Source organism: Furfurilactobacillus sp. WILCCON 0119, from assembly GCF_053471565.1.
The window spans coordinates 44,348-69,690 of the sequence record NZ_JBPCCV010000006.1 but is presented as its reverse complement, the minus strand read 5'-3'; the positions used below and the strand labels follow the sequence as shown (position 1 = coordinate 69,690).

Annotated in this window: 19 protein-coding genes; 14 read left to right on the top strand and 5 right to left on the bottom strand. The window is 47.7% G+C overall.

The window, feature by feature from the left end; all coding sequences use genetic code 11:
* Nucleotides 1-76 precede the first annotated feature (76 nt).
* The 10 genes from ACRYI5_RS10015 to rlmD all read left to right on the top strand — a co-directional run bounded on the left by ACRYI5_RS10015 (nt 77) and on the right by rlmD (nt 15,274).
* On the top strand, nt 77-1,273 hold the full coding sequence (locus ACRYI5_RS10015) for an ATP-grasp domain-containing protein (protein WP_407879200.1): 1,197 nt from the start codon (nt 77-79) through the stop codon (nt 1,271-1,273).
* Between the two features lie 240 nt (nt 1,274-1,513).
* Nucleotides 1,514-3,817, top strand: a complete 2,304-nt coding sequence (gene pcrA / locus ACRYI5_RS10010; protein WP_448225153.1) for a DNA helicase PcrA — start codon at nt 1,514-1,516, stop codon at nt 3,815-3,817.
* 26 nt (nt 3,818-3,843) lie between these two features.
* On the top strand, nt 3,844-5,877 hold the full coding sequence (gene ligA / locus ACRYI5_RS10005; RefSeq protein WP_448225152.1) for an NAD-dependent DNA ligase LigA: 2,034 nt from the start codon (nt 3,844-3,846) through the stop codon (nt 5,875-5,877).
* 46 nt (nt 5,878-5,923) lie between these two features.
* Entirely contained in the window at nt 5,924-7,063 is a 1,140-nt protein-coding gene (locus ACRYI5_RS10000; RefSeq protein ID WP_448225151.1) for a CamS family sex pheromone protein, read from the top strand.
* Nucleotides 7,064-7,212: 149 nt separating this feature from the next.
* Nucleotides 7,213-9,258 carry a KUP/HAK/KT family potassium transporter gene (locus tag ACRYI5_RS09995; protein WP_407879192.1) on the top strand — a complete coding sequence of 682 codons (2,046 nt, stop codon included), beginning with the start codon at nt 7,213-7,215 and terminating at the stop codon, nt 9,256-9,258.
* A gap of 204 nt (nt 9,259-9,462) precedes the next feature.
* A complete protein-coding gene (gene gatC, locus ACRYI5_RS09990; protein ID WP_407879191.1) occupies nt 9,463-9,774 on the top strand; it encodes an Asp-tRNA(Asn)/Glu-tRNA(Gln) amidotransferase subunit GatC in 312 nt (103 codons plus the stop codon).
* Nucleotides 9,774-11,243, top strand: coding sequence for an Asp-tRNA(Asn)/Glu-tRNA(Gln) amidotransferase subunit GatA (gene gatA, locus ACRYI5_RS09985; RefSeq protein ID WP_448225150.1), 1,470 nt, complete (start codon nt 9,774-9,776; stop codon nt 11,241-11,243). Before gatC ends, gatA begins: the two co-directional genes overlap by 1 nt.
* Nucleotides 11,243-12,670 carry an Asp-tRNA(Asn)/Glu-tRNA(Gln) amidotransferase subunit GatB gene (gene gatB / locus ACRYI5_RS09980; protein ID WP_448225149.1) on the top strand — a complete coding sequence of 476 codons (1,428 nt, stop codon included), beginning with the start codon at nt 11,243-11,245 and terminating at the stop codon, nt 12,668-12,670. Before gatA ends, gatB begins: the two co-directional genes overlap by 1 nt.
* Nucleotides 12,671-12,752: 82 nt before the next feature.
* Nucleotides 12,753-13,766, top strand: coding sequence for a diacylglycerol kinase (locus ACRYI5_RS09975; RefSeq protein ID WP_448225148.1), 1,014 nt, complete (start codon nt 12,753-12,755; stop codon nt 13,764-13,766).
* A 137-nt stretch (nt 13,767-13,903) separates the two neighbouring features.
* Nucleotides 13,904-15,274 (top strand): 23S rRNA (uracil(1939)-C(5))-methyltransferase RlmD, encoded by a 1,371-nt coding sequence (gene rlmD, locus ACRYI5_RS09970; RefSeq protein ID WP_448225147.1) that lies wholly within the window; start codon nt 13,904-13,906, stop codon nt 15,272-15,274.
* Between the two features lie 52 nt (nt 15,275-15,326).
* Here the strand turns inward: rlmD and ACRYI5_RS09965 are convergent, their stop codons facing one another.
* The 4 genes from ACRYI5_RS09965 to gntK all read right to left on the bottom strand — a co-directional run bounded on the left by ACRYI5_RS09965 (nt 15,327) and on the right by gntK (nt 21,223).
* Nucleotides 15,327-16,277, bottom strand: coding sequence for a glycosyltransferase family 2 protein (locus ACRYI5_RS09965; RefSeq protein WP_448225146.1), 951 nt, complete (start codon nt 16,275-16,277; stop codon nt 15,327-15,329).
* 158 nt (nt 16,278-16,435) lie between these two features.
* Nucleotides 16,436-17,794 carry a gluconate:H+ symporter gene (locus ACRYI5_RS09960; protein ID WP_448225145.1) on the bottom strand — a complete coding sequence of 453 codons (1,359 nt, stop codon included), beginning with the start codon at nt 17,792-17,794 and terminating at the stop codon, nt 16,436-16,438.
* Nucleotides 17,795-17,993: 199 nt separating this feature from the next.
* Nucleotides 17,994-19,349 (bottom strand): gluconate:H+ symporter, encoded by a 1,356-nt coding sequence (locus ACRYI5_RS09955; protein ID WP_407879347.1) that lies wholly within the window; start codon nt 19,347-19,349, stop codon nt 17,994-17,996.
* A 320-nt stretch (nt 19,350-19,669) separates the two neighbouring features.
* Nucleotides 19,670-21,223: a gluconokinase gene (gene gntK, locus ACRYI5_RS09950; RefSeq protein ID WP_407879180.1), complete on the bottom strand. Its 1,554-nt coding sequence runs from the start codon at nt 21,221-21,223 to the stop codon at nt 19,670-19,672.
* A gap of 190 nt (nt 21,224-21,413) precedes the next feature.
* Between gntK and ACRYI5_RS09945 the strand changes: the two genes are divergently transcribed.
* The 3 genes from ACRYI5_RS09945 to ACRYI5_RS09935 all read left to right on the top strand — a co-directional run bounded on the left by ACRYI5_RS09945 (nt 21,414) and on the right by ACRYI5_RS09935 (nt 23,611).
* Nucleotides 21,414-22,274 carry a MurR/RpiR family transcriptional regulator gene (locus ACRYI5_RS09945; protein ID WP_407879178.1) on the top strand — a complete coding sequence of 287 codons (861 nt, stop codon included), beginning with the start codon at nt 21,414-21,416 and terminating at the stop codon, nt 22,272-22,274.
* Nucleotides 22,275-22,390: 116 nt separating this feature from the next.
* Nucleotides 22,391-23,149, top strand: coding sequence for a GH25 family lysozyme (locus ACRYI5_RS09940; protein WP_448225144.1), 759 nt, complete (start codon nt 22,391-22,393; stop codon nt 23,147-23,149).
* A 21-nt stretch (nt 23,150-23,170) separates the two neighbouring features.
* Nucleotides 23,171-23,611, top strand: a complete 441-nt coding sequence (locus ACRYI5_RS09935; protein WP_407879174.1) for a hypothetical protein — start codon at nt 23,171-23,173, stop codon at nt 23,609-23,611.
* 73 nt (nt 23,612-23,684) lie between these two features.
* On the opposite strand, the gene ACRYI5_RS09930 is transcribed toward ACRYI5_RS09935, so the two are convergent.
* Nucleotides 23,685-24,089, bottom strand: coding sequence for a DUF4828 domain-containing protein (locus ACRYI5_RS09930; protein WP_407879172.1), 405 nt, complete (start codon nt 24,087-24,089; stop codon nt 23,685-23,687).
* A gap of 257 nt (nt 24,090-24,346) precedes the next feature.
* On the opposite strand from ACRYI5_RS09930, the gene ACRYI5_RS09925 reads away from it, so the two are divergent.
* Complete coding sequence (locus ACRYI5_RS09925; protein ID WP_407879171.1) at nt 24,347-25,342, top strand: Gfo/Idh/MocA family protein; 996 nt, start codon at nt 24,347-24,349, stop codon at nt 25,340-25,342.
* Nucleotide 25,343: the final 1 nt, after the last annotated feature.

Genomic DNA, 25,343 nt, shown 5'->3' with positions numbered 1-25,343 from the left:
GTGTACATTTTGCCGTGAATTGCGGTATATTTTACTTACGATTATGAAAAGCGATTAATTATTGGAGGCTGACCCCGTGGCAGGAAATGTACTTTACCCTGGAAATACAATTGGCATTATTGGTAATAGTTCCAACGGCCCGTTACTGGTTAACGCGGCCCGGCGAGTTGGGCTGACCGTTGCTGCGTACACATCAGAAGGCGACAGCGAAATTGCAAGTTTGGCTGACGTGGTGTTTGTTGGGTCCTTTACCGATCAACAACGCTTGCAGGCCTTTGCTGAAAATTGTGACGTGGTGACGTATGAATCAGAGCACGTTCCAAGTGACATGATCGAATTTATCAGTCAGTTTACCCGGGTCCCCCAAAACTATGAAACGTTGGCGATGATGCAGGACCGCTCTTTGGAACGGGCATTTTTTGAAGAACTGAACATCAATATTCCCCCCTATGCAACAATCGTTGAATTGGACGACATCTACGCGTCCGCAGCGTCAATTGGGTACCCCGCGGTATTGAAGCCCCTTCAAAAGGGGATCGAACGCGAACAGCAGCTCACGATTCGGTCGCAGGCTGAAGTACCGTTAGCGGCGGATATGTTGCAAAATGGGCCCCACATTTTAGAGGCGATGGTGCCACATACACAGGAAGTTTCTGTGCTCGTGGTCAAGGGCGACTCGAAAGAACAGGGCTCTGGCGCGCACATTCGGTTATTTCCAATCATTGAGACCAGTTATCAGCGGGGGCGGTTAATGCGCGCGGTGGCCCCAGCGCGATTGGCGGACGAGGTGGAGACCGAGATTAAACGGATCACAGAAGGAATCGCCCAACATTTGAACTACTGCGGTGTTTTTCAAGTGAGTTTCCTGATCACGGAGACCGGGAATTTGTTCTTACGGGACCTTGTGCCCGCCATGGATCGCTCCGGGCTGGTCTTTGATAAAGCGGCCAACATCAACATGTTTGAGGCCCATTTGCATGCGGTGGCAGGTCTACCGATTGCGGAACCAGTGCAATATACGGCGACGGTGCTGGCTTCTTTTGACGATGACCAATTGGAAGCAATTCGCACACAATGGATCATTAAATCAAACTGGGAGTTTGTTTTTTATCACCGAAGCGGCCGAAAAATTTCACCAGCGGCCGGGCACGTGTTGATCCAGGCCCCAACCGTTCAGGATGGGTTGAACCAACTGTCGGCAACCACGATTTGGGATCCACGCCGCCCAGTGCAGCCAACGCCAAGTCGGTCAGAACGAAATGGCGCGCTTTAAATCAAGAAAAACGTGGACTGTAATGATGCCCACTTAGATGATAGTCATGACGGATGCCTTTTTGTTCGCCATGGCTATTTTGTGTTTAGAGCACCCTCATTTAGGGGAGAAACCAGTGTCGCGGCCCGAAAAATGACTGGGGAAAATTTAACGAAAACATACGTTCGCTATGATGGTTTGTCAGGGCAGATTTTGGTATACTTTAACTACTGAATTTTAACGAGAGGCGGGCATAATTCCGTGAGTGCGACCACATTATTAGAGGGATTAAACGATAAACAACAAGAGGCAGTTCAGACGACTGCCGGGCCATTATTGATCATGGCTGGTGCTGGCTCCGGGAAGACCCGGGTTTTAACGCACCGGGTGGCCTATTTAATTGAAGAGCAGGACGTAAAGCCATGGCATATTTTAGCAATTACGTTTACGAATAAAGCGGCCCGCGAAATGCGTGAACGGGTAGTGGCTCTGCTTGGCACAAGTGGTGAAGATGTCTGGGTATCAACGTTCCACGCACTGTGTGTGCGGATTTTGCGGCGCGATATCGACCGGTTGGCGTACAACAAGGCATTTACGATCACGGATACCGGGGAACAACGGACGTTAGTGAAGCGGATTTTGCGTGAACAAAACATCGATCCGAAGAAGTACGATCCCCGGTCGTTACTAGGTGCGATTTCGAACGCCAAGAACGACCTGCAAACGGCAGAAGATTACGCGGCGAACGCAAACACGCCGTTTGAACAAATTACGGCAACCGTTTATGAAGCGTACCAACGTGAATTAAAGGCGAACCAGGCGTTGGATTTTGATGATTTGATCATGTTAACGATTGAATTATTTGAAAAGGCGCCAGATGTCTTAGCGTTTTACCAGAAAAAGTTTGAATACATTCATGTGGATGAATACCAAGACACGAATAATGCGCAGTATAAGCTGGTGTCACTGTTAGCTGCCCGGACGCACAACCTGTGTGTTGTTGGGGATGCTGATCAGAGTATTTACGGTTGGCGTGGTGCCAACATGAACAACATTCTTGATTTTGAAAAGGATTATCCCGAAGCACAAACGGTTATGCTGGCCCAAAACTATCGGTCCACGCAGACGATTTTGACTGCGGCCAACCAGGTCATTGAAAATAACGTTTTACGTCGGAAAAAGGAGTTATGGACAGAGAATGGTTCTGGTGAACCGATCTCTTATTACCGTGCGCAAAGTGAACGTGACGAAGCGTTGTTTGTGATTGCCCAAATTGAAAAGCAGATGCAAAGTGGCCACCGTAATTACGGCGACTTCGCCATTTTGTACCGGACCAACGCGCAATCACGATCGATTGAAGACGCATTGGTTAAGAGTAATGTGCCATATAACATGGTCGGGGGTCATAAGTTCTACGACCGTAAAGAAATCCGGGATGTGTTGGCTTACTTAACGTTGCTGGTGAACCCGCAAGATGACATGAGTTTTGAACGGATCATTAACGAACCTAAACGTGGGTTGGGGAGTGGCTCTGTGGAAAAGCTCCGGGCATTTGCCAACTATAATAATTTCAGTCTGTTGGAGGCGGCCCAAAACGTCGCCATGGCAAACGACGTTTCTGGACGGGCACGGAATTCGTTTGATGATTTTGGTCACATGATGGCCACCATCAGTGCCCACCGTTCAAGCGCAACGGTGACCGAGTTAACGGAAGAATTACTGGATAAGTCTGGTTATTTAGCAGCGCTAAAGGCGACCCATTCACTGGAAGACGATACCCGCATCGAAAACTTGGAGGAATTTCTGTCCGTTACCAAGCAGTTTGATGATCACTATGAGCCATCAACGCCGTTACCAACGGATGCAGAAGCAGCCGGCGAGGTGGTGCCCGATGGGTCCGGTGATAAATTCGTCGACTTCTTGGCTGATTTAGCATTAGTTTCAGACTTAGATGATGTGGACGAAGAAAACGGGCAGGCTGTGACGTTGATGACGCTTCATGCGGCCAAGGGACTAGAATTCCCAGTTGTCTTTTTAATGGGGATGGAAGAGGGCATTTTCCCACTTTCACGGGCCCTTATGGAAGAAGACGAGCTGGAAGAAGAACGGCGGTTAGCCTACGTTGGAATCACCCGGGCGAAGGAAAAGCTGTTTTTAACAAACGCCTTTTCTCGCTTGCTGTACGGTCGGGTTCAAAACAACCCAGCGTCACGATTTGTCGAAGAAATTAATCCAGACCTTCTTCACTCTGAAAACCAAAGTGCAGGTGGAATGGCCAGTGCTGGTAGCGTGAAGACACCGTTTGATCGGCGCACTGCCTCAGCGTTATCCACAACCTATAAAGCTAAACCGCAGGGAACAAAATCCACTGTGGAACGGGCAAAGGGCACCGGTGCCGAACAGGTTGGTTGGGCAGCCGGCGACAAGGTCACGCACAAAAAGTGGGGCGAAGGAACCGTTGTGAAGGTTAATGGGAGCGGTGAAGACGCCGAACTCGACATTGCCTTTCCAGAACAAGGAATCAAGCGGTTGCTGGCGGCCTTTGCACCAATCACCAAAGTATAAGTCATTTTAAAGAGGAGGCCCTGATGATGGCAGATCAACCAGTTACAGAGATGACAAACGACGCTGCAGAAACAGAACTGGCAGCACTACGGAATCAGTTGAATCAGTGGCGGAATGCGTACTATGTTCAGGATGCGCCCACCGTGGAGGATCACGTCTATGACGAACGGTATCAGCGGTTACTTGCGTTAGAAGCAGCGTTCCCCGCACTCGTAACGGCAGATTCTCCCAGTCAACAGGTTGGTGACGTGACGTTGCCGGGGTTCAGTAAGATCGATCATGCTGTGCCAATGTTATCAATGGGCGATGTATTTTCTGTTGAAGAGCTGGCTGAGTTTGACGCTCGAACTAAGCAAAATTTGGGACAGGAAGAACTTGCCTACAATTGCGAACTAAAAATTGATGGGTTAGCGATTTCGCTCGTTTATGAAGATGGGGTCTTTGTTCAAGGGTCAACCCGTGGTGACGGAAACATTGGTGAGGACATTACCGAGAATCTTCGAACCGTGGCGTCCATCCCTAAGCAGTTAACAGAACCGCTCTCCATTGAAGTTCGCGGGGAGTGTTACATGCCTAAGGCGGCGTTTGCTGCATTAAACGAACGTCAGGAAGCAGACGGAAAGACACCGTTTGCCAACCCAAGAAACGCCGCGGCGGGATCTTTGCGACAGTTAGATAAACAGGTCACTGCGGAGCGGCAGTTAGCAACGTTTATTTATTACACCACAGACTTTGCCGCGCTTGGGGTTAGCACCCAACACGAGGCCTTAGCCCGGTATGAAGAACTTGGCTTTACGGTCAATCCACACAGCCGTGTCTGCACGAACATGGCTGAAATTCAGGCGTACATTGATGAATATACCGCGCAACGGGACACGTTAAGTTACGGTATTGACGGTATTGTGGTCAAGGTCAACCCTGTTGATCAACAAGACGAGTTGGGCAACACGGTTAAAGTGCCACGGTGGGAAATTGCGTACAAATTTCCACCGGATGAACAGCAAACAGTGGTTCGTGAGATCGAATGGACGGTCGGCCGGACGGGGATCGTAACACCAACGGCAGTGATGGATCCGGTTCAACTTGCCGGCACGACAGTTGCCCGCGCGTCACTGCACAATCCTGATTACTTAATGGAAAAGGGCGTTCGGATTAACGATGTTGTCACGCTCCACAAGGCGGGAGATATCATCCCTGAAATCGGTGAAGTGGTTTTGAGTAAACGGCCCGCCGACAGTGAGGCCTACGTCATTCCAACGTCGTGTCCATCGTGTGAGAGCCCGTTAGTTCATCTGGATGACGAGGTGGCATTACGGTGCATTAATCCGAAGTGTCCCGCACAGATAACGGTGGGGTTGGCCCACTTTGCGTCACGAGATGCAATGAACATCGACGGACTGGGCCCGGCGTTGGTCAACCAACTCTACGACCGGCACCTATTAGAAGATGTGGCTGGGTTGTACTCACTAAAAAAAGATGAATTGTTAACTTTAACTAAATTTGGTGAGAAATCTGCTGCCAATTTATTGACAGCGATTGATAATAGCCGTAATAATTCTTTGGAACGTTTGTTATTCGGCTTGGGGATTCGCCACCTAGGTTCAAAGGCGGCTCGCCAAGTTGCTGCTCATTTTCAAACCATGCAAGCGGTGATGACGGCGACGGCAGAAGACATCGCGGCAATTGATGGCATGGGTATGGTCATCGGGGATGCGGTAGCGCAGTATTTTGGCACCGAAGCAGCCCAGCAACTTGTTGAAGAATTAACAGCGGCCGGCGTGAACATGCGCTATAATGGACCAGATATTGCCCAAGGCGCGGATGACCCGTTCTTTGGTGGCAAACGGGTTGTGCTGACTGGAAAGCTAACCCAGATGACACGGTCGGCTGCCACCACTTGGTTGACAGCGCACGGTGCCAAGGTGACCGGGAGCGTGTCAAAGAGTACCGATCTGTTGATTGCTGGTGAAGCAGCGGGTAGCAAACTAACAAAGGCAACGGAATTAGGAATTGAAGTTTGGGATGAAACGCGGTTTGCGGAGACAATGGCCGCTGACTAATGAACGGTTAACGTCGGTCAGTTAACCAAGAAGGAGCTAAATCAAGGTGAAGAAGTTTTGGATTGGGGTGGCCCTGCTGTCATCCATGGTGATGTTAGCCGCATGTGGCAACATTAGTAAAACACAGAGTGGAACAACCACAACGTCGAACTCAAAAAAGACACAGACGACGGGTGAAGCCAATAGCGGCAGTTACCAGGGTGTCATCAAAGATGGTCATTATCAGACCAGTAAGTCACGTGGGGTCACAAATGACCAAGACGACAACACTTTGAATTTAAAGAGCTTTGAAAATGGCTTGTTGAATGTGTCTAAAAAGCAATTTTCGACCAGTAAGTACATCTTCCAAGAGGGACAGTATTTATCCACTGGAACGGTGCAAAATTGGGTTGACCGGAAGTCAAAGAGCAATCCGACGGGGCTGAATCCAGAAGATAATGGTAAAAAAGACCCTGACAAGCGGAACCCGATGTATCTGCAAGCGATTGAAGAACAGGATTACATGACACAGGATGGCAGTAACTTGAAACTGTCAGGGATGACGATTGGGATCGGTCTTAACGCAGTTGACTACTACACTAAGGAACAATATGGTGCCCAGTATTCAACAAAGATTTCTGATGCCGACATGGAAGCGCAAGGAAAGGCCATTGCGGCCCAAGTTCTGAAGCGGGTTCGTGCCGAAAAAGGTGTTGGTAAGGACATTCCCATTGTGATTGCGTTGTATAAGCAAGCACCAGATGACAGTCTGGTCGGGGGAACGTTCTTCTCCTACAGTGTTAATAACGGTAGTTCATTGGGATCGTGGAAGGGGATCAGCCAAAAGAACGTTGTCTTCCCAACGGCCGGTGGCTCCAGTTCATCCAGCACAAGCAACGATGAAACTAACTTTGAAAACTTTAAAACGCAGGTTCAAAATTTCTTCCCTAACCTTAGTAGTGTGACGGGTCAAGGACAATACGAAAATGGCAGCCTTACGGGGATGAATGTCACGATCACCACCCAGTTTTATAGCGAAACAGAGATTATTAGTTTCACCCAGTACTTGGCGCAGGTCGCACCGAAGTACCTACCGTCAGGGGTGCCAATCGACATTACGGTTCAGTCGACAAACGGGACCCAAGCGTTCTTGAGTCGTGACTCGGGATCAACGAAGTTTACGAGTCATGTTTTTGGTTCTTATTAACAATCTGATCATTTAAATTACTCAAATTGGTGCCCAACAGGGGTACCAATTTTTTTAAGCAATAAATAAGTTGGAAAAGGGTGCGTTTTAACGATTAAGTCGTTAAAATAGGGGCATTACGAAATGGGATTTATTGGAGGATATGAAGGATGAAGCCAACGGAACGCAACCGTCTCAGTGCTGCCGGATTACTGGTAACACTAGGAATTGTGTATGGTGATATTGGGACGTCACCACTATACGTTATGAAAACGATTCTTGGTGATAACGGTGGCCTAACAACGGCTAGCCGTGAGTTGATCACCGGGAGCATTTCATTAATTTTTTGGACGGTTATGTTATTAACAACCGTGAAGTACGTGCTGATTGCGCTTCATGCAACCAACCATGGTGAAGGAGGAATCTTCGCACTGTACACGTTGGTTCGCCACCGTGCCAAGTGGTTAATTTTCCCCGCATTGATTGGGGGCGCCGCGTTACTTGCTGATGGGATGTTAACACCAGCAGTGACCGTAACGACCTCCATCGAAGGGCTAAAGGGTGTGTCGTTTCATCAGTGGATGCCCGTTCATGATCAAACGGACGTTATTATCATTACCCTAGCCATCCTCTCGTTCCTCTTTGTCATTCAACGGTTTGGGACCCGGGCCATTGGGCGCGCGTTTGGTCCGATCATGACACTCTGGTTTACGTTTATTGGTGTGGTGGGTTTACTGAACATGTTGCCTGATCTTAGCATCTTAAAGGCACTGAATCCCTACTACGCGATCAGCGTACTGTTCAGCCCGGATAACCACGTGGGGATCTTTATCCTCGGGAGTGTCTTCCTGGCCACAACCGGTGCGGAAGCCTTGTACTCTGACATTGGTCACGTGGGTAAACGGAACATTGATTGTAGTTGGCCCTACGTGTTTATCTGCCTCATGTTGAACTACTTTGGTCAGGGTGTGTGGATCATTCAACACGCTAATGATGCCAAGCTCGGGGCGGGCGCAGATTTCAACCCGTTCTTCCAGTTGTTACCGGGAGATTGGCGTTTGATTGGGATCGTTTTAGCCACCTTGGCTGCCATCATTGCGTCACAAGCATTGATTACGGGATCGTATACGTTGGTTGCTGAAGCGGTTCGATTAAAGCTGTTACCACGGCTGAAAATCGTGTACCCAACCATTAAACATGGTCAAATCTACGTGCCACTAGTAAACGGCATTTTGTGGGTTGCTTGTATCGGCATCGTTCTGTACTTCCGGACGTCTGCGCACATGGAAGCAGCTTACGGATTAGCCATTACCGTCACAATGTTGATGACCACGATCCTACTGTTCCAATACTTGCAGTTGCAGCACATCAACGTCCATTTGAGTCGCCTCATGGTGCTTTTCTTTGGGACGTTAGAAACAATGTTCTTTGTTTCATCGATGGTTAAGTTTGTTCATGGTGGGTATGTGACGGCCATTTTAGCGGGCCTGATCCTCTTAGTCATGTACATTTGGTATTACGGGAATAAGATTCGTGACCGTGATGAATTTGGCTCAGCGTACGTTGATTTGGATGACTATACCGATCAATTGGTGGCGTTGAGTCATGATGCGGATTACCCTACGTTTGCAACAAATTTGGTGTACATGGCAAAGGTTAAGCCAGGGCACCTCATCAAACGAGAAATGATTTATTCGATTTTGGATAAACGGCCAAAACGGGCCCAGGCGTATTGGTTTGTGACGGTTAACGTAACGGATGAACCGTACACGGCTAATTACGACGTCGACATGTTGGGGACAGATAACGTTATTAACGTTCAACTGTACCTCGGGTTTCGGCGGGAGCAACGGGTCAACGTGTATCTACGGGCGATCGTTCAGGAGCTGATTAAAAGCGGCGACTTACCTGCACAACCACAGCGGTACACGATGATGAAGGGGCGCAACGTTGGTGACTTTAGTTTTGTCCTGATGCAGGAAGAACTTTCGCCGGAATCACGGTTAAAACCGTTTGACCGGTTGATGATTCAACTACGGGTGGGCTTACAAAACTTGACAAGTTCCCCGGCATCGTGGTTTGGTTTGGAGTTTGCGGACGTGATTGTTGAAAATGTTCCGCTTGTTTTGGGCCATCAACGTCGGCCGGTTTTGCGGCGCGTTAAGCATAACCGTAAGCGATCAGAACGGCCGGAAAGACCAGAATCAGACAAGTAAACGGATAAGCGATTAATGTAGATAAATGGTCGGCTTCCTGCGTAATGGGAGCCGACCATTTGTGTTAATGTTCGCTTTTTCATCGAAAAGGCGGTGTTCGGTCGTTTTATTCACGCATTTTTTTACCGGAAGCGTCCACACACTGGGTGCTTTGTCGTATAATAGACCAGATAGTGACAAGTTTTTTTAGAAAGAGGGATGAGCATGGCAGAAGAACCAATTTCACGTGCAGAAGTTGAGCACGTTGCCGCATTGGCAAAACTTTCATTGACCGACGAACAGGCCGCTAAGTTTACCAATCAATTAGATGAAATCATTACCATGATTGATGGTTTGAACGAGGTTGATACCGATGATGTTCAACCGACAACGAACATGGTTGACGCAGCCGCCATCTTGCGTGATGACGTAGCGGTTAACGCTCACCAAAAAGACGCTTTATTAAACGAAGCACCAGATACTGCGGACGGTTACATTCGGGTCCCAGCAATTCTTGACGAAAGTGAGGACGCCTAATGACTGAGCAATACAAGAACATTGCTGATTTGCACCAAGCATTGGTCAACAAAGAGTTATCGGCAACCGAACTGACGAAACAAACATTAACGAACATTCATGATCACGAAGACGCGCTGAACGCGTACGTCACGGTAAACGATGATGAAGCGTTGGCACAAGCAGCCGCCATTGACGCGGATGGCATTGACGAAAACAACGCCTTCTCTGGAATTCCTGTGGCCTATAAAGATAACTTGACGACCAACGGGTTACTGACAACGGCGTCATCAAAGATGCTGGCTAACTTTACACCCATTTACGATGCCGATGTTGTGGAACGGTTAAAGGCGAACGGGGCGATTACCATTGGTAAGACGAACCTTGACGAATTTGCCATGGGGGCCTCAACGGAGACGTCCTACTACGGAACGACACATAACCCGTGGGATACGACCAAAGTTCCTGGTGGGTCATCCGGTGGTTCAGCTGCAACCGTAGCTGCAGGCGACGTTTTGGCAGCTTTAGGCTCTGACACTGGGGGGTCCATTCGTCAACCAGCCGCCTTTAACGGTATCGTTGGGTTAAAGCCAACGTACGGGCGGGTGAGTCGCTGGGGCTTAATTGCCTTTGCGTCATCCTTGGACCAGATTGGGCCAATGACGAGTAACGTAACGGATGCAGCCGCAATGATGAACGTGATCGCTGGTCGTGATGAACGTGACGCAACGTCATCAATTACGCCGGTTCCTGATTATGTTGCTGGGTTAACCGGCGACATTAAGGGCCTAAAAATTGGTGTGCCAAAGGAATTCTTCGGCGAAGGGATCGATGCTGGTGTTCGTGATCAAATTAAGGCTGCCGTAAAGCAGCTGGAAGCACTGGGCGCAACGGTTGATGAAGTGAGCTTGCCACACAGTACGCACGGGATTCAGGCCTACTACATTTTAGGACCTTCTGAAGCCTCATCGAACCTCCAACGTTTTGACGGAATTCGGTATGGTTACCGGACGCCAAACGCCAAGAACCTTGAAGAACTCTACGTAAAGACGCGTTCTGAAGGCTTTGGTGATGAAGTTAAACGGCGGATCATGTTGGGGACGTTTGCCCTGTCAGCCGGTGCCTTTGATGCGTTCTTCATGAAGGCAGCCAAGATTCGCACGCTGATCATCGAAGACTTTAACCGGGTCTTTGCAGATTATGACGTGATCGTTGGACCAACAGCGCCAACACCAGCGTTTAACATTGGTGCTGAAACGAAGGATCCCATGACCATGTACATGAACGACATGCTTACGGTCCCCGCAAACTTAGCCGGGTTACCAGCCGTTTCATTACCAGCAGGGCTCGTTGATGGGTTGCCCGTTGGGTTACAGATTATTGGACAACGGTTTGATGAAGCACGTGTCCTGAACACTGCCTATGCGTTCGAACAACACACAAACTTCCATGAAGCAAAACCAACCATGTTTAAAGGAGGACAGGCCTAATGAACTTTGAAACGACAATTGGGCTGGAAGTCCACGTTGAACTAAAAACAAATTCAAAAATCTTTAGTCCTTCGCCCGTTGAATTCGGGGATGCAGCTAATGCCAACACAAACGTGATCGACTGGGGGTATCCTGGGGTTCTGCCAACGCCAAACAAAGGGGTTGTGGAATACGGGATGCGGGCAGCCTTAGCGCTCCATGCTAAGATCAACCAGCACACTCACTTTGATCGGAAGAATTACTTCTACCCTGATAATCCGAAAGCTTACCAAGTTTCACAATCTGATGTGCCATTGGCGCAAAACGGTTGGATTGAAATTGAGGTTGACGGAAACAAGAAGAAAATTGGGATCGAAGAAATGCACATCGAAGAAGATGCGGGGAAGAACACGCATAATCCTGATGGGTATTCATACGTCGATTTAAACCGGCAGGGCACACCGCTGATTGAAATCGTCTCAAAACCTGACATTGCGTCACCTGACGAAGCTTACGCATACCTGGAAACGTTACGGCAACGGATTCAGTTTACCGGTGTTTCCGATGTGAAGATGGAAGAAGGGTCCATGCGGGTCGACGTTAACATCTCAATTCGGCCTTACGGTTCTGATCAGTTTGGGACCAAAACGGAATTAAAGAACTTAAACTCCTTTAACTACGTCCGTAAGGGGTTGGAATTTGAAGAGAAACGTCAGCAACAGGTGTTACTTGCTGGTGGTAAAATCGAGCAAGAAACGCGGCGTTTCGATGAAACAACCAATGAAACGATCTTGATGCGGGTTAAGGAAGGGGCGGATGATTACCGTTACTTCCCAGAACCAGATATTCCTAACGTTGAAATTGCGGATGATTGGATTGCTGACATTCAAAAGACCATGCCAGAAATGCCAGAAAAGCGGCGGGAACATTACGTTGATGAACTTGGCTTAACGGATTATGATGCCATGGTGCTGACTCAGACCAAGGAAATGTCAGACTTCTTTGAAGCGACAGTGGCTGCTGGTGCTGACGCTAAGTTGACGTCTAACTACCTGCAAGGGGATGTTAACGCCTACCTGAACGACAACAAGGTTGATTTGCAGAATACGAAGTTGACCCCAGCAAACTTGGCAACAATGATCAAGTTACAGATGGACGGGGCCATTTCGTCGAAGATGGCGAAGAAGGTCTTTAAGGCCGTTACTGATGGTGAAGATCCAGCAAGTTACGTGAAGGAACATGGGTTGGTTCAGTTATCAGATCCAGCGCAGTTACAACCAATCATTGACGGCATTTTGGACGCCAATGAACAATCAATTGAAGACTTTAAAAATGGGAAGGATCGTGCGGTTGGCTTCTTGGTTGGTCAAATCATGAAACAAACACACGGCCAGGCGAACCCTAAGGTGGTTAATCAACTGTTGATGGCTTCGTTAAACGCCCGTTAAGATCAGTTACAGGAAACGTTCACACACGGTGAGCGTTTCAATACATAGAACTAAATTTATTTGAATGTGTGGAGGATAGACCATGGGACAACGCGCACGGGTCATTTATAACCCGACCTCAGGACGGGAAGCGTTAAAGCGAGATTTAATTGATATTTTAAACGTCTTTGAGCAGGCGGGGTATGAGACCAGTGCGTACGCAACGACGCCGGAACCAGATTCTGCTAAGAACGAAGCACGGCGAGTAGCCGAAGAAGGGTTCGATTTAGTTGTTGCTGCTGGTGGTGATGGCACGATCAATGAAGTCGTTAACGGAATCGCTGGGTTAAAAAAGCGACCGAAAATGGCAATCATTCCTGCTGGAACCACCAACGATTACGCCCGGGCGCTGCGGATTCCCCGTGAGTCACCGTTAGAGGCGGCCAAGGTGGTTTTGAAAAATCAGACCATCAAGATGGACATTGGGCAGGCCGGTGAAACTTACTTCATCAACATTGCTGGCGGGGGCTTACTGACGGAATTGACGTATGACGTGCCGTCTGACATGAAGACCATCTTTGGTTACCTGGCGTACCTTGTTCGGGGAGCAGAGCTGTTGCCACAAATTAAGCCCATCCAGATGTCGATTGAATACGACGACGGCAAGTTTGAAGGGGAAGCCTCGATGTTTTTACTAGGGCTAACCAACTCGATCGGTGGGTTCGAACAGATTGTCCCGGATGCCTCACTTGATGACGGTAAGTTTAGCCTGTTGATCGTGAAGACGGCCAGCATGGCACAATTACTTCGTTTGATGACGCTGGTATTAAACGGTGGTCGGCACATCAATGATCCCCATATCATCTATAAAAAGACCAGTAAGGTCATTGCAAAGCCACTAAATGATGACCGGCTGATGATTAATTTAGACGGTGAATACGGTGGTGACGCACCGATGACGTTTATCGACCATAAACAACACATCGAAATGTTCGCAGATTTAGATGCCATTCCGGATGAACAAATCACCGGTGAGGACCTGGCCATTGAAGCCGATGCCAGAAAATTTGTGGAGGAAGTGGATAAACTTCCTGAAGATCAGCAGACCGAAAAATAATTAAGGAAGCGAGCGCATTTGTCTAGCGAGTGGTGGACGATGTGATCGCTTCTTTTGTTATCCAGGTGGACATGCTATACTAGGCGGGTTAGTTTTTTAAACATTGTGACTGTTGCAACTGTCGAAAGGAAATTTAAATGAAGTTTACAGCACCAGTAACAAAAAATGAGCAGTACACTGCTGACATTATTGATTTGACGTACCAGGGGATGGGTGTCGCAAAGATTGACGATTTTCCAATCTTTGTTGCTAATGCATTACCTGGGGAAAAGGTCGTGATGGCTGTGACTAAAGTGGCGAAATCATACGCCTTTGGTCGGGTCGTTACGTTTATTGAAGAAAGTCCAGACCGGGTGAAAAACGTGGATGCTGCGTACACCCAAACGGGCATTGCCCCCTTACAACACTTGAGTTACGAGGGCCAATTGACCTTTAAGCAACATCAAGTTAGCCAGTTATTTAAAAAGGCCCACTTAACGGACGTTGACGTCGCTGAGACGCTGGGAATGGACACACCTTACCATTACCGGAATAAGGCACAAGTGCCGGTTAGAAACATTAACGGCGTGCTTCAAACGGGTTTTTATAAGCGTGGTTCACACCAAGTGGTGCCAATTGAAGATTACTACATTCAGGATCCTAAAATTGATGAAGCCATTGTGGTCGTTCGGGATCTATTACGGCGCTTCCACATTGACGCGTACAATGAAGAAAACAATACCGGAGTTGTCAAGACGGTCATGGTTCGTCGTGGGTACTACAGTCACGAGATGATGATTGTCATCGTTACGAAGTCCCATAAGTTGTCGATGGTCAACGAACTGGTTGCTGAAATCACGAAGGCACTGCCAGAAGTGAAGAGCATCATTCAAAATGTGAACCCTAAACCAACCAACGTGTTACTGGGTGAAACAGATCGGGTTCACTTTGGTAGTCCAGTGATCCATGATCAATTGATGGGCCTAACGTTTGAAATTTCCGCACACTCCTTCTACCAGGTCAATCCGCAACAAACGGAACGGTTGTACCAGTTAGCCATTGAAAAGGCGGCCCTCACAGGACAAGAAACGGTTATCGACGCTTACTGTGGGATCGGAACCATTTCGTTAGCTGTCGCAAGCCATGCGAAGCACGTTTACGGAGTTGAAATGGTCCAAACAGCCATTAGTGACGCAAAGACGAATGCGAACCTGAACCACATCGACAATGTCGACTTTGTGGTCGGGAAGGCAGAAACCCAGATGGCTAAGTGGCATGAAGATGGCTTAAAGCCAGACGTCATCATGGTTGATCCACCACGTAAAGGACTGGCACCTGAATTCATTACCGCTGCTGCGGATGTTGCACCAAAACGGGTCGTGTACGTCAGCTGTAATCCAGCAACGTTGGTTCGTGATGTGCAACTGTTTATGGAACGTGGTTACCACATTGAAGGTAACGTGCAACCTGTTGATCAGTTCCCACAAACAACGCATGTTGAATGTGTTCTGACGTTAGTGAAAGATTAATGAGCTTACAAAAAGGCGCCTCAATTTTTAAATTGAGGCGCCTTTTTACGACTTATTTTTTCTCTTTAACGATGTAAACAGGGCGGTGCTTTGCCTCTAAGTAGAGGTTTCCAATGTACTTACCAACGATACCAAGGCACAGTAATTGGAGGCCACCGATGAGCAGGATAAGCATGACCAATGAGCTCCAGCCGTTAACACTGCTGTTCCAGATCAGTTTACGAACCACAATGAAAATCATCCCGATAATCGATAGGATAAACGAAAAGGTCCCGACAAAAGCCGCAAAGGAGAGGGGGACATCGGAGAAATTGATGATCCCGTCCAGTGAGTATTGAAAAAGTTTCCAGAAGGACCACGAGGTGGAGCCGGCCACCCGATCGCGGTTTTCGTAGGCTAAATATTTCGTCTCGAAGCCAACCCAACTAAAGAGGCCCTTTGAAAACCGGTTATATTCGGGCATGGACAAGATGGCATTAACGACCTGGCGCGTCATCAATCGGTAATCACGGACGCCGTCAAGCATTTCGGTACTCGAAATTTTATTGATCAATTTGTAGAAGAGGTTGGAAAAAAACGACCGAATGACGGGTTCACCATCGCGGTTCACACGGCGGGTCCCCACAACGTCGTAACCCTCGTCCTGAATGCCCCGGAGCATCTCAGGAAGCTGTTCGGGCGGATCCTGAAGATCAACGTCCATAACGGCCACATAGTCTCCAGTTGCATGTTCAAGACCAGCATACAAGGCTGACTCTTTCCCAAAGTTTCTTGAAAAAGAGATGTAATGGACCTGATCTGGGTGCGTATGATTAAGCTGTTGTAATTCAAGCAGTGTTTTATCTGTGGAACCATCATTAACAAAGATAAACTCGAGGCGTGCCCCGTTTAATTGGGGTTCAACGGCGGTTACGGCTTCGTAAAAAAGTGGCACCATCTCCTGCTCGTTATAACAGGGAACAATAACGCTGACAATTGACTGTGTGACTGATGCTTCTTCCATGGGAATGCGGTCGCTCCTATCGGTAAACGTGTTGGTGGCGGTTAGATAATAATAGTACCAGTATAGCCAAAATGAGGGGATTAGACTAGCGTCGACAGTTAATTACTCGTCTTATGCGACAAAAAACGGGTCTGCCGTAGCAGCCCGTTTGATGTTAATTAATGAATAACCGTGTTTAATAGCAGAACCATCAGTAATCCAACGACGGAGATAATGGTTTCAAGGACGGTCCAAATACTCAACGTTTGCTTAACGGTCAGGTCGAAGTATTCTGAGAACATCCAGAAGCCGGCATCATTAACGTGTGAAGCAGCCAATGAACCGGCGCCAATAGCCAGAACCATTAAGGCTGGGTCAGCACCAGTTGCGTGCATCAATGGCACAACCAACCCAGAAGCAGTCATCCCGGCAACAGTCGCAGATCCCAGTGAAACACGGAGAATTACGGCAATCAACCAACCTAGGATGAACGGTGACAGGCTCGAACCGGACATTAACTGTTGAACGGCTTTCCCAACACCACCATCGATCAGAACTTGCTTAAAGGCAGCACCACCACCGATAACCATCAGCAACATGGCGATGGACTTGATGGCGTCTTCAATCGTGCCACTGATTTCCTTCATCGTCCGGCCACGGTTAAAGCCCATGGACCAGATGGCAAAGAGCAGGGAAATGACCATGGCAATGACAGGGTCACCCAGCATAATCATGACGGACGCTAAACCATGTGGATGAGTGGGTTTAACTCCATGCAAGGCAGTCATGGTGTAGATCGTTGAAATGGCCATGAAAATAACGGGGAACAGTGAGGTTAAAGCGGCGATCCCAAAACTTGGGGTGTCGTCTAGGTTGTACTGCTTAACTTCACCAAAGGCAGGCAATTCTTTTTTAACGACAAAAACGTCTGGTTCAAAGCGTTGCACGATCTTTGTGAAGATTGGTCCGGCGATGATCACACACGGAATGGCCACAATGATCCCGAACAGAAGCACCGTTCCCGTGTTGGCGTGGAGAACGGTTGAAACAGCCGTTGGTGCAGGCTGTGGGGGCAGGAACCCTTGAGTGGCAGACAGTGCGGTCGCCATGGAAATTCCCAGATAAACAAAGGGAACGTCAGCTTCTAGGGCAACGGCAAAGACGATTGGTGTCAAAAGAACTAATCCAACTTCGAAGAAGAGGGACATTCCGATGATAAATGAAGCAACAACGATGGCGACTTGAAGGTGCTTTTTACCAAAGGCGTTGATCAGTGTCTTGGCGATTCGGTAAGAACCACCAGAATCGGAAACTAACCGGCCAATCATGGCACCAAAACCGAAGACAATGGCTAACTCACCAAGTGAGCCACCGATCCCGGTTTTGATGGATGTGGCGATAGCTGCTGGGTTCATTCCTAGACCTAAGGCGACCAGGATGGACGTCACGATCAAAGAAACGAAGGTATTCAGCTTGAACTGAATGATCAGTACCAGTAGTAACGCGATTCCAAGAATCAAAACAATAAATGGCGTCATAATCTAAACTTTCCTCTCGAATGCAAAATCCTGTTGTCAATTTGGAAAACCAACTCCACCATTGTACTCGACTTACAATTAGTATGAAACCGTTTTTCTTGATTTTCTGAAAACTTTTTTCAAGTTATGAAAATGGTTATTTAGCAATAAAAAAACCTCTATTTGCGCTCAGCAAGTAGAGGTTAATCAAAGATAATTTTTAATGGAAGATGACGTTAAGAATCAGAACGCCACAAATCCCAACAACAGAAATAACTGTTTCAAGAACGGTCCAGATGCTTAACGTTTGCTTGACCGTTAAGTCGAAGTATTCGCGGAACATCCAGAACCCGGCATCGTTAACGTGTGAAGCAGCCAGTGAACCGGAACCGATGGCAATGACCATCAGTGATGGATCCACACCGGCTTGTGTCATCAATGGGGCAACGATCCCGGCAGCAGTCAAGGCAGCGACTGTTGCGGAACCAAGCGCAATCCGTAGAATAACGGCAATCAGCCAGCCCAAGAGAAGGGGACTGAAGTTGGTGTTGATAAACAGGTTCGCAACAGCTTTCCCAACACCACCATCAATCAGAACTTGCTTGAAGGCACCACCACCACCAATAACAAGAAGCAGCATTGCAATGGACTTCACGGCGTTTTCCATGGAGGTCATGATGGCCTTCGTGGAACGGTTCCGGTGCCAACCCATGGCCCACATTGCAAAGCAAAGGGACATGATCATGGCGATACTTGGACTTCCGATGAAGGCAATGAACCGGTCAAGGGTTGACGGGTTCTTTGGTAATTCACCATTCGTGAAGATCAGTTGGTATAACGTAGTGATGGCCATGAAGATCACTGGGAACAGTGACGTCAGGACAGCAAGACCAAAGCTAGGTGTTTCTTCTAACTTAAATTGTTTGATTTCACCAAAAGAAGATAAGTTTCCTTTTTGTTCAAAGGCAGATGGGGCAAACCGTTGTGCTAATCGGGTAAATAGGGGACCAGCGATGTAAACGGCTGGAATCGCGATGATGATCCCGAATAACAGGACTTTCCCAACGTTAGCATGTAAGGCTGCTGAAATGGCAACTGGCGCTGGATGAGGTGGTAAGAATCCGTGGGTAACAGATAATGCTGTTGCCATGGAAATCCCCAGATATAAAATTGGCACTTCAGCTTCAACCGCAATGGCGAAGACGATTGGAATCAACAGAACCATCCCAACTTCGAAGAAAAGGGCGATCCCGATGATGAACGAAGCAAGCACAATGGCTAATTGCAGCCGTTTTTTACCAAACCGGTGAATTAACGTTGTCGCAATTCGGAATGCACCACCGGCGTCGGCAACTAACCGACCCAGCATGGCACCAAAACCAAAGACGATGGATAGTTCACCAAGTTGGCTTCCGATCCCCGTTTGGACTGATAGAGCAATTTTGTCCATTGGCATTCCAAGACCAAGGGCAACAAGAACAGCTGTAATGACAAGGGCTAAAAATGTGTTGATTTTAAAACGAATAATAAGAACTAATAGTAATGCGATTCCTAAGAATAACACCACAAAAGGCATAGCTCCAGACATAATGGATGGCTCCTTTCGAATGACGAAAAATGTTTAATAATGACTTACTTGGAAGACAATACCAGAAAATTAGTCGTTTGGAAAGCGTTTCCACTTACAACGTGTAAATTTATTTCAATGTGGTATACCGCGAATGAGACCGTTTTCTTAGAACCACAAGGGTCTGCGATTATAGTCGTGGGTGAAGATTTATTTCAAAAAAAGTGAATTCTTGTGTGGCTAGTGGCATACGTGGTTAACCAGCTGTTTAGGATCGATTCATGATGAGACGAAAAAAACACGCCGCGGGTGCGACGTGTTTTTTAACCTTATTCGGTTGTTTCACCATGTTGCGCATGTTCCTTTTGGAAGTTGGCAATGTTGGTGTATTCCGTTTGTAACTGACGGCTTAGGCGAATGTAAATGGGAACCAATTCGCGGTACACGTCAAAGTTATCAGAATTTGGTTGGTAGGTGTGTGTTTCACCAACGAAGCGTTTAACGTCGCTCAAGTCATCGATCAAACCAAGTGACTTCATTCCAATCACAGCGGCACCCAAGCATGAGGATTCGAAGGATTCAGGAATGGTAACGGGTTGTTCGAAGACATCAGATAACATTTGACGCCATAGTTCAGAACGGGCAAACCCACCAGTCGCCATGATGGACTTAGGTTCACCAACAACTTCTTCAAGGGCTAACAGCACCGTGTAAAGGTTGTAAACGATCCCTTCAAGAACGGCACGAATCATGTGGGCGCGGGTGTGCATTTGGGTCAAACCAAAGAATGAACCACGTGCATCAGCGTCCCAGATTGGGGCCCGTTCGCCACCTAAGAATGGGTGGAATAAGAGCCCGTCAGATCCGGCTGGAACACCCTTAGCGATGTCAGTCAGTAAGTCATAAGAGTCTTTATTTAACAGCGCAGCAGTACTCTTTTCGGCATCAAAGAGACTGTCACGGGCCCACCGGAAGACGACCCCACCGTTATTCACGGGACCACCAACAACCCAGAGGTCCTTGGTCAAGGCGTAACAGAAGACCCGGCCCTTAGGATCGATAACGGGATGGTCAGTCACGACACGAACGGCACCAGAAGTTCCGATCGTAACCGCAACGACACCCTTTTCAATGGCATCCACTCCAAGGTTAGAGAGGGCACCATCAAAAGCACCCTGAATGAATGGGACGTCAGTTGGGTAACCGATGACCTTTGCGTATTCTTCGCGCATGCCGGTTGACTGTGCGTAACCATCAACAATAGCTGGCAGTTGGTCGGTGGTCACACCAGTTAGGGCCAAAGCATCCTTGTCCCAATCGAGGTCAAAGATGTTAAAGATTCCGGTTCCACTAGCAACGGAAATGTCCATTTGCCAAACGCCAAGCAGGCGGTAGAAGACGTATTCCTTAATCCCACAGTAGTAAGCGGCCTGGTTGTAAACGTCAGTTTGTTCATTTTTCAGCCATAACAATTTACATAGAAGGGACATAGGGTGAATTGGCGTTCCGGTGTGCTCATAGAGCGTCTTACCAGTGCCATCAGCCTTTAATTGATCCGCGTACTTGGTTGCACGGGTATCAGCCCATGTAATAACCCGGGTCAGTGGCTTGTGGTTCTTGTCCAGTGCGATCAAACTTTGGTTCGCACTTGAGAAGGAAACACCGTGCAATTTACCGTTCTTTAAATCAGCTTTCCGGAGAATTTCTTGCAAACCGTTTACAACGGCTTCTAAGATTTCTTCAGGATCTTCTTCTGCCATCCCAGTGGCATCACGATAGAGCGGATACAGTTTGTTGGTGTAAGCCAACACGTTCCCGTCCAAGTCGTATAAAACAGCTTTGGTACTGGTTGTACCAATGTCCATTCCGACCATGTAGTCCATATTTGTAAACTCCTTTAGTAGCGTCGTTAGTTAAATCTACGCATGCTAGTATAGGCGAAATCACCGGCGTTAACAACAGTAAGTCATACATATTTTGTGAAAGTTGATGCAATCTGAAAGCGTTTGCGGCATAATAAAACTAGAAAATTTTTTACATAAATTAGAATGATAATTTTCATTCACAGAAGGGATGGCGACCATTATCGCACGCACCAGCGTTAGTACTATCAAGGCAAACTATCAACACCTGACGGGGGCTGATAAAAAAATTGCGGATTTTATTTTGGGAAATCCAGCGAAAGCCAGTGAAATGACCATTCAGGACTTGGCTGAGAACGTCAAGGTTTCAACGGCAACGGTAAGCCGGTTTGTTAAGCGAATTGGGTGGCGCTCATTTAGAGAATTTAGCTTGGGCTTTGGCGGAATTGCAAATCAAACGGACAGCTTCTTCAGCGAAATTGAAGAGGATGATGCACCAACGGTTGTGGTTGATAAGGTCTTCCAGGGGGCTGATAATGCGCTGGATGCAACCCGGGCCCTGCTAAAAGATGATGATTTGGCTGCGGCCATTAAGTTGATCAAAAATGCACATTTATTAAGTTTTTTTGGGTTCGGCGGTTCCTCAATCGTGGCGCTGGACGGCTATCATAAATTTTTACGGACCACGGTTCGCGCGCAGTTTCATCCAGATGTGGACATTCAACTGATGCAAGCAGTTAACATGACACCGGATGACGTGGCAATCTTAGTGTCACATTCAGGGCGGAATCATGACACTTTAATGATGGCGGATCAATTACGCGCTAATCAAGTACCCATGATCGCAATCACAAGTTATCCAGCCTCACCGCTGGCCAAGAAGAGTGACATTGTCTTTCAGTCCGTTGCCGAAGAAGTTAATTATCGGAGTGAATCCATGAGCTCGCTGATCGCTCAGCTAACCATCATGGATAGTTTGTTTACATTGGTGGGGGCCCAAGGGGCGAAGACCACGGCTGGCGAGATGCTGTTAAAGGATGTGCGTCACGCCATGGAAGTTTCACGCGAATAATCAGGGATCACTTTGCCGCCAGTTTCGTTGTAAACGTGGTGGCACATTGGCTTTTCCAGTTAACGTGCTAAAATAAAGTGTACGAGCACGCAAACAGGGGGAGTGGTGAAAGGTTGATGGATCGACGACAACTGCATGAGAAACGCCGCCGTCAGCAACGAGGTCACCGTTTTTTACATTGGTTGATTGGGAGCCTCATTGTTGTCGGATTGTGCGGTGGCGGCTATGCACTGGTTCACGCGTGGCAAATGCGGCACCAAGCGACACTGGCGCGCTACCCGATAACTGGCGCAGCGATTGATCAGGAGGCCGGTTTTCTGGATTTTCAGGCGCTTGCCAAAACAGGCCTAAAGTTTGCCTACCTAAAGACAACAGTGGGGAACCGGTACCTAGATGATGCGTTCAGCGGCAACTACAATCGGAGCCTGGGTAGCACACTGAAAATTGGCGTTTACCTGATTTATAGTCCAAGCAGTAGCGTTCAGAGCCAGGTCGACTACTTTGAGCGGCAGGTTGGGTCATCAACGGGAAGCTTGCCCATTATGATTGCAGTCCCAAATACAGGCGCAAGTTTTGATTCCGACCAGGCGGTTAAACGAACGGCCGGGCGGCTCAAACTGATGATGAAAATGTTAGAAGATGATTATCAGCAGGATGTCGGCATTTGGACCTTCCCGGCGGGGTACACCGCGTTAAAGGACCATTTGGTACTTCCTAACGTTGCGTTAGACGATGATCAGCTTAATAAGCGGTCGCCAAAACAGGTTCAGTTCATGATGTATAACGATGCTGGAACCATCGTCGTGGCGGGTAAACGCCAGTCACTGTCATTAATGGTCTATAATGGAACCAAGCAATCGTTCGAAAATGAATGAAGATAGGGTGAAAAAATAATCATGTTTGATAAGAAAAAGAAGAAAAAGGCAACACCTGAAAAAGCAAAGTCAAAGCAGAAACATTTAAGTATCAATGAGGCACAGACGTTAATGTTAGACGCCATTACCCGTCAGTTTGGTGATTCACAGACGGCCTTACCAGATTTCTCGGTAACGGCTGGCTGGGCATGTGCTGATTTCATTGCGTTTCGGAGTTTTGACGTTGCGGTAAAGGTGGGCGTCACACCAGAAAATTCACGGGATAAAAACCGCTTGAAAATTTTTGTGGCAATTGGGCCACGGCTGGTTCCGCTGAACTCACTGTTAGAAACGGCGGAACGTGCGGCGTATAAACGTGAGTGCACACCAGAGAACCTTGCCACCGACATGAAGTTGTTAGAACACTACCTGACGTGGCGGTTAACTCCGGAGCAGCGGGAAAAGTTTAATTTAACAAAGTAATCAACGAACAAAAAACGTCCACGACGATGGTGACATCGAAGTGGACGTTTTGAATTATTAATTAAAGTAACGATTAATCCGGAAGGGCGTTACCATCAACAGGTGTTTTCCCCGTCTGAACGCTTACCAATGCATACGTAGCGTTGTCTGCTTCATCATAGAGGGCAACCGGGAGTTGCTCGGTTGTTTGAACGCGCAGGTGATAGCCAAAGCTATCAAGGTAAACGAGTTCCTGCGCGTTAATGCTTTCAACCGTGGCGTTTTCAAGCCGCCCATCAATATGAAGTGATAGGTCCGGGTTGATCTGCAAGTGATGGACACGGTGATCATCGTGATTGGCATATTTCCAGGTGCCAGAATATAACATTGGTAACGCCGTCTGATTATGAGATTGCTTTTTGTTAGAGCGTGTAAAGGTACTTGTTAAACCGGCGACAACTGAGACACCAAATAATAAAATATTCCGTCTTAAAGGCACTGGATCATCCTCGCTTTCTTCCCCTAGTGTAAATTTCTTACAAATATAAATATAGCATGTTTTTAGGGAATTTCGATAGTGGAAGACTTGCCGTAATCGAATTAACATATTCTTGACACAATCTGACCTGAATACTGCAACTTAACGTTAAAATTGGTAAAATAAAGGTATTAACAGAATCGTTTGGCGATAATGAAAATCATTATCGGGATCCTGGTAACGCACAAAAAATTCATTTCCGACGGAGGTTCTATAGCATGTTAAAACTAGGGATCATTGGTACGAACTGGATTACGCAACAATTCGTGGAAGCCGCAGCAACAAGTGGGGCTTACGAATTGACGAGCGTTTACTCACGGCACGAAGACACAGGAAAAGATTTTACGGCTAAGAATGGTGGTCAGGTGTATACTGATTTAACCACTTTCTTTGCTGAAGGTGACTTTACGGTGGTTTACATTGCGTCGCCAAACAGTTTGCACGTCACCCAGACCTTGCAAGCACTTGAGGCGGGAAAACAGGTCATTGTGGAAAAGCCACTTGCATCGAACCCAACGGAATTTGCTCAGGTGAAGGCGGCCTTAGCTGCTCACCCTGAGAGTCATGTGTTTGAAGCAGCACGGCATATTCATGAACCAAATTTCCGTGCAATTCGGAAACAACTGGCAGAAATGGAGACAATCAGTGGGGCCACACTGACCTACATGAAGTATTCGTCGCGTTATGACGATTACTTGGCAGGCAAGGATCCAAATGTGTTCACGACCACTTATAGTGGTGGCGCATTACAGGATCTTGGCGTGTACGTTGTGTATGACGCGGTGACATGGTTTGGAAAACCCAACCGGGTGCATTACTATGCAACCCCACTGCGGACAGGTGCTGATGGAAAGGGAATCGCCGTGCTCGGTTACGATGGGTTTGACGTCACGTTGAACATCGGAAAGAACACGAATTCCTACCTGCCTTCAGAAATTTATGGGGTCAAGGACACCATCGTTATGGACAACGCCGCAGAACTGAAATCCGTGGTTTACCATGCAGCGGATGGGACGGTGACCCAGTTGTCTGAAACACCAGCTGACAACCCAATGGTGGCGGAAGCAACAGAATTTGCAGAGGTTTTAAACAATCCTGAGAATCCGGATAACGTCCGGCATTACCAAACCTGGCTTCATCTGAGTGAAATTGTTAATGGTGTTTTGTATGACCTCCGGCGGAAGGCAAGCATTGTCTTTCCAGCGGATAATTAAT

Bases quoted from the DNA above. Each gene is read 5' to 3' on its own strand.
- ligA (WP_448225152.1), top strand. From the start codon at position 3,844: ATGGCAGATCAACCAGTTACAGAGATGACAAACGACGCTGCAGAAACA.
- ACRYI5_RS09995 (WP_407879192.1), top strand. From the start codon at position 7,213: ATGAAGCCAACGGAACGCAACCGTCTCAGTGCTGCCGGATTACTGGTA.
- gatC (WP_407879191.1), top strand. From the start codon at position 9,463: ATGGCAGAAGAACCAATTTCACGTGCAGAAGTTGAGCACGTTGCCGCA.
- gatA (WP_448225150.1), top strand. From the start codon at position 9,774: ATGACTGAGCAATACAAGAACATTGCTGATTTGCACCAAGCATTGGTC.
- gatB (WP_448225149.1), top strand. From the start codon at position 11,243: ATGAACTTTGAAACGACAATTGGGCTGGAAGTCCACGTTGAACTAAAA.
- ACRYI5_RS09975 (WP_448225148.1), top strand. From the start codon at position 12,753: ATGGGACAACGCGCACGGGTCATTTATAACCCGACCTCAGGACGGGAA.
- rlmD (WP_448225147.1), top strand. From the start codon at position 13,904: ATGAAGTTTACAGCACCAGTAACAAAAAATGAGCAGTACACTGCTGAC.
- ACRYI5_RS09965 (WP_448225146.1), bottom strand. From the start codon at position 16,277: ATGGAAGAAGCATCAGTCACACAGTCAATTGTCAGCGTTATTGTTCCC.
- ACRYI5_RS09960 (WP_448225145.1), bottom strand. From the start codon at position 17,794: ATGACGCCATTTATTGTTTTGATTCTTGGAATCGCGTTACTACTGGTA.
- ACRYI5_RS09955 (WP_407879347.1), bottom strand. From the start codon at position 19,349: ATGCCTTTTGTGGTGTTATTCTTAGGAATCGCATTACTATTAGTTCTT.
- gntK (WP_407879180.1), bottom strand. From the start codon at position 21,223: ATGGACTACATGGTCGGAATGGACATTGGTACAACCAGTACCAAAGCT.
- ACRYI5_RS09945 (WP_407879178.1), top strand. From the start codon at position 21,414: ATGGCGACCATTATCGCACGCACCAGCGTTAGTACTATCAAGGCAAAC.
- ACRYI5_RS09940 (WP_448225144.1), top strand. From the start codon at position 22,391: ATGGATCGACGACAACTGCATGAGAAACGCCGCCGTCAGCAACGAGGT.
- ACRYI5_RS09935 (WP_407879174.1), top strand. From the start codon at position 23,171: ATGTTTGATAAGAAAAAGAAGAAAAAGGCAACACCTGAAAAAGCAAAG.
- ACRYI5_RS09925 (WP_407879171.1), top strand. From the start codon at position 24,347: ATGTTAAAACTAGGGATCATTGGTACGAACTGGATTACGCAACAATTC.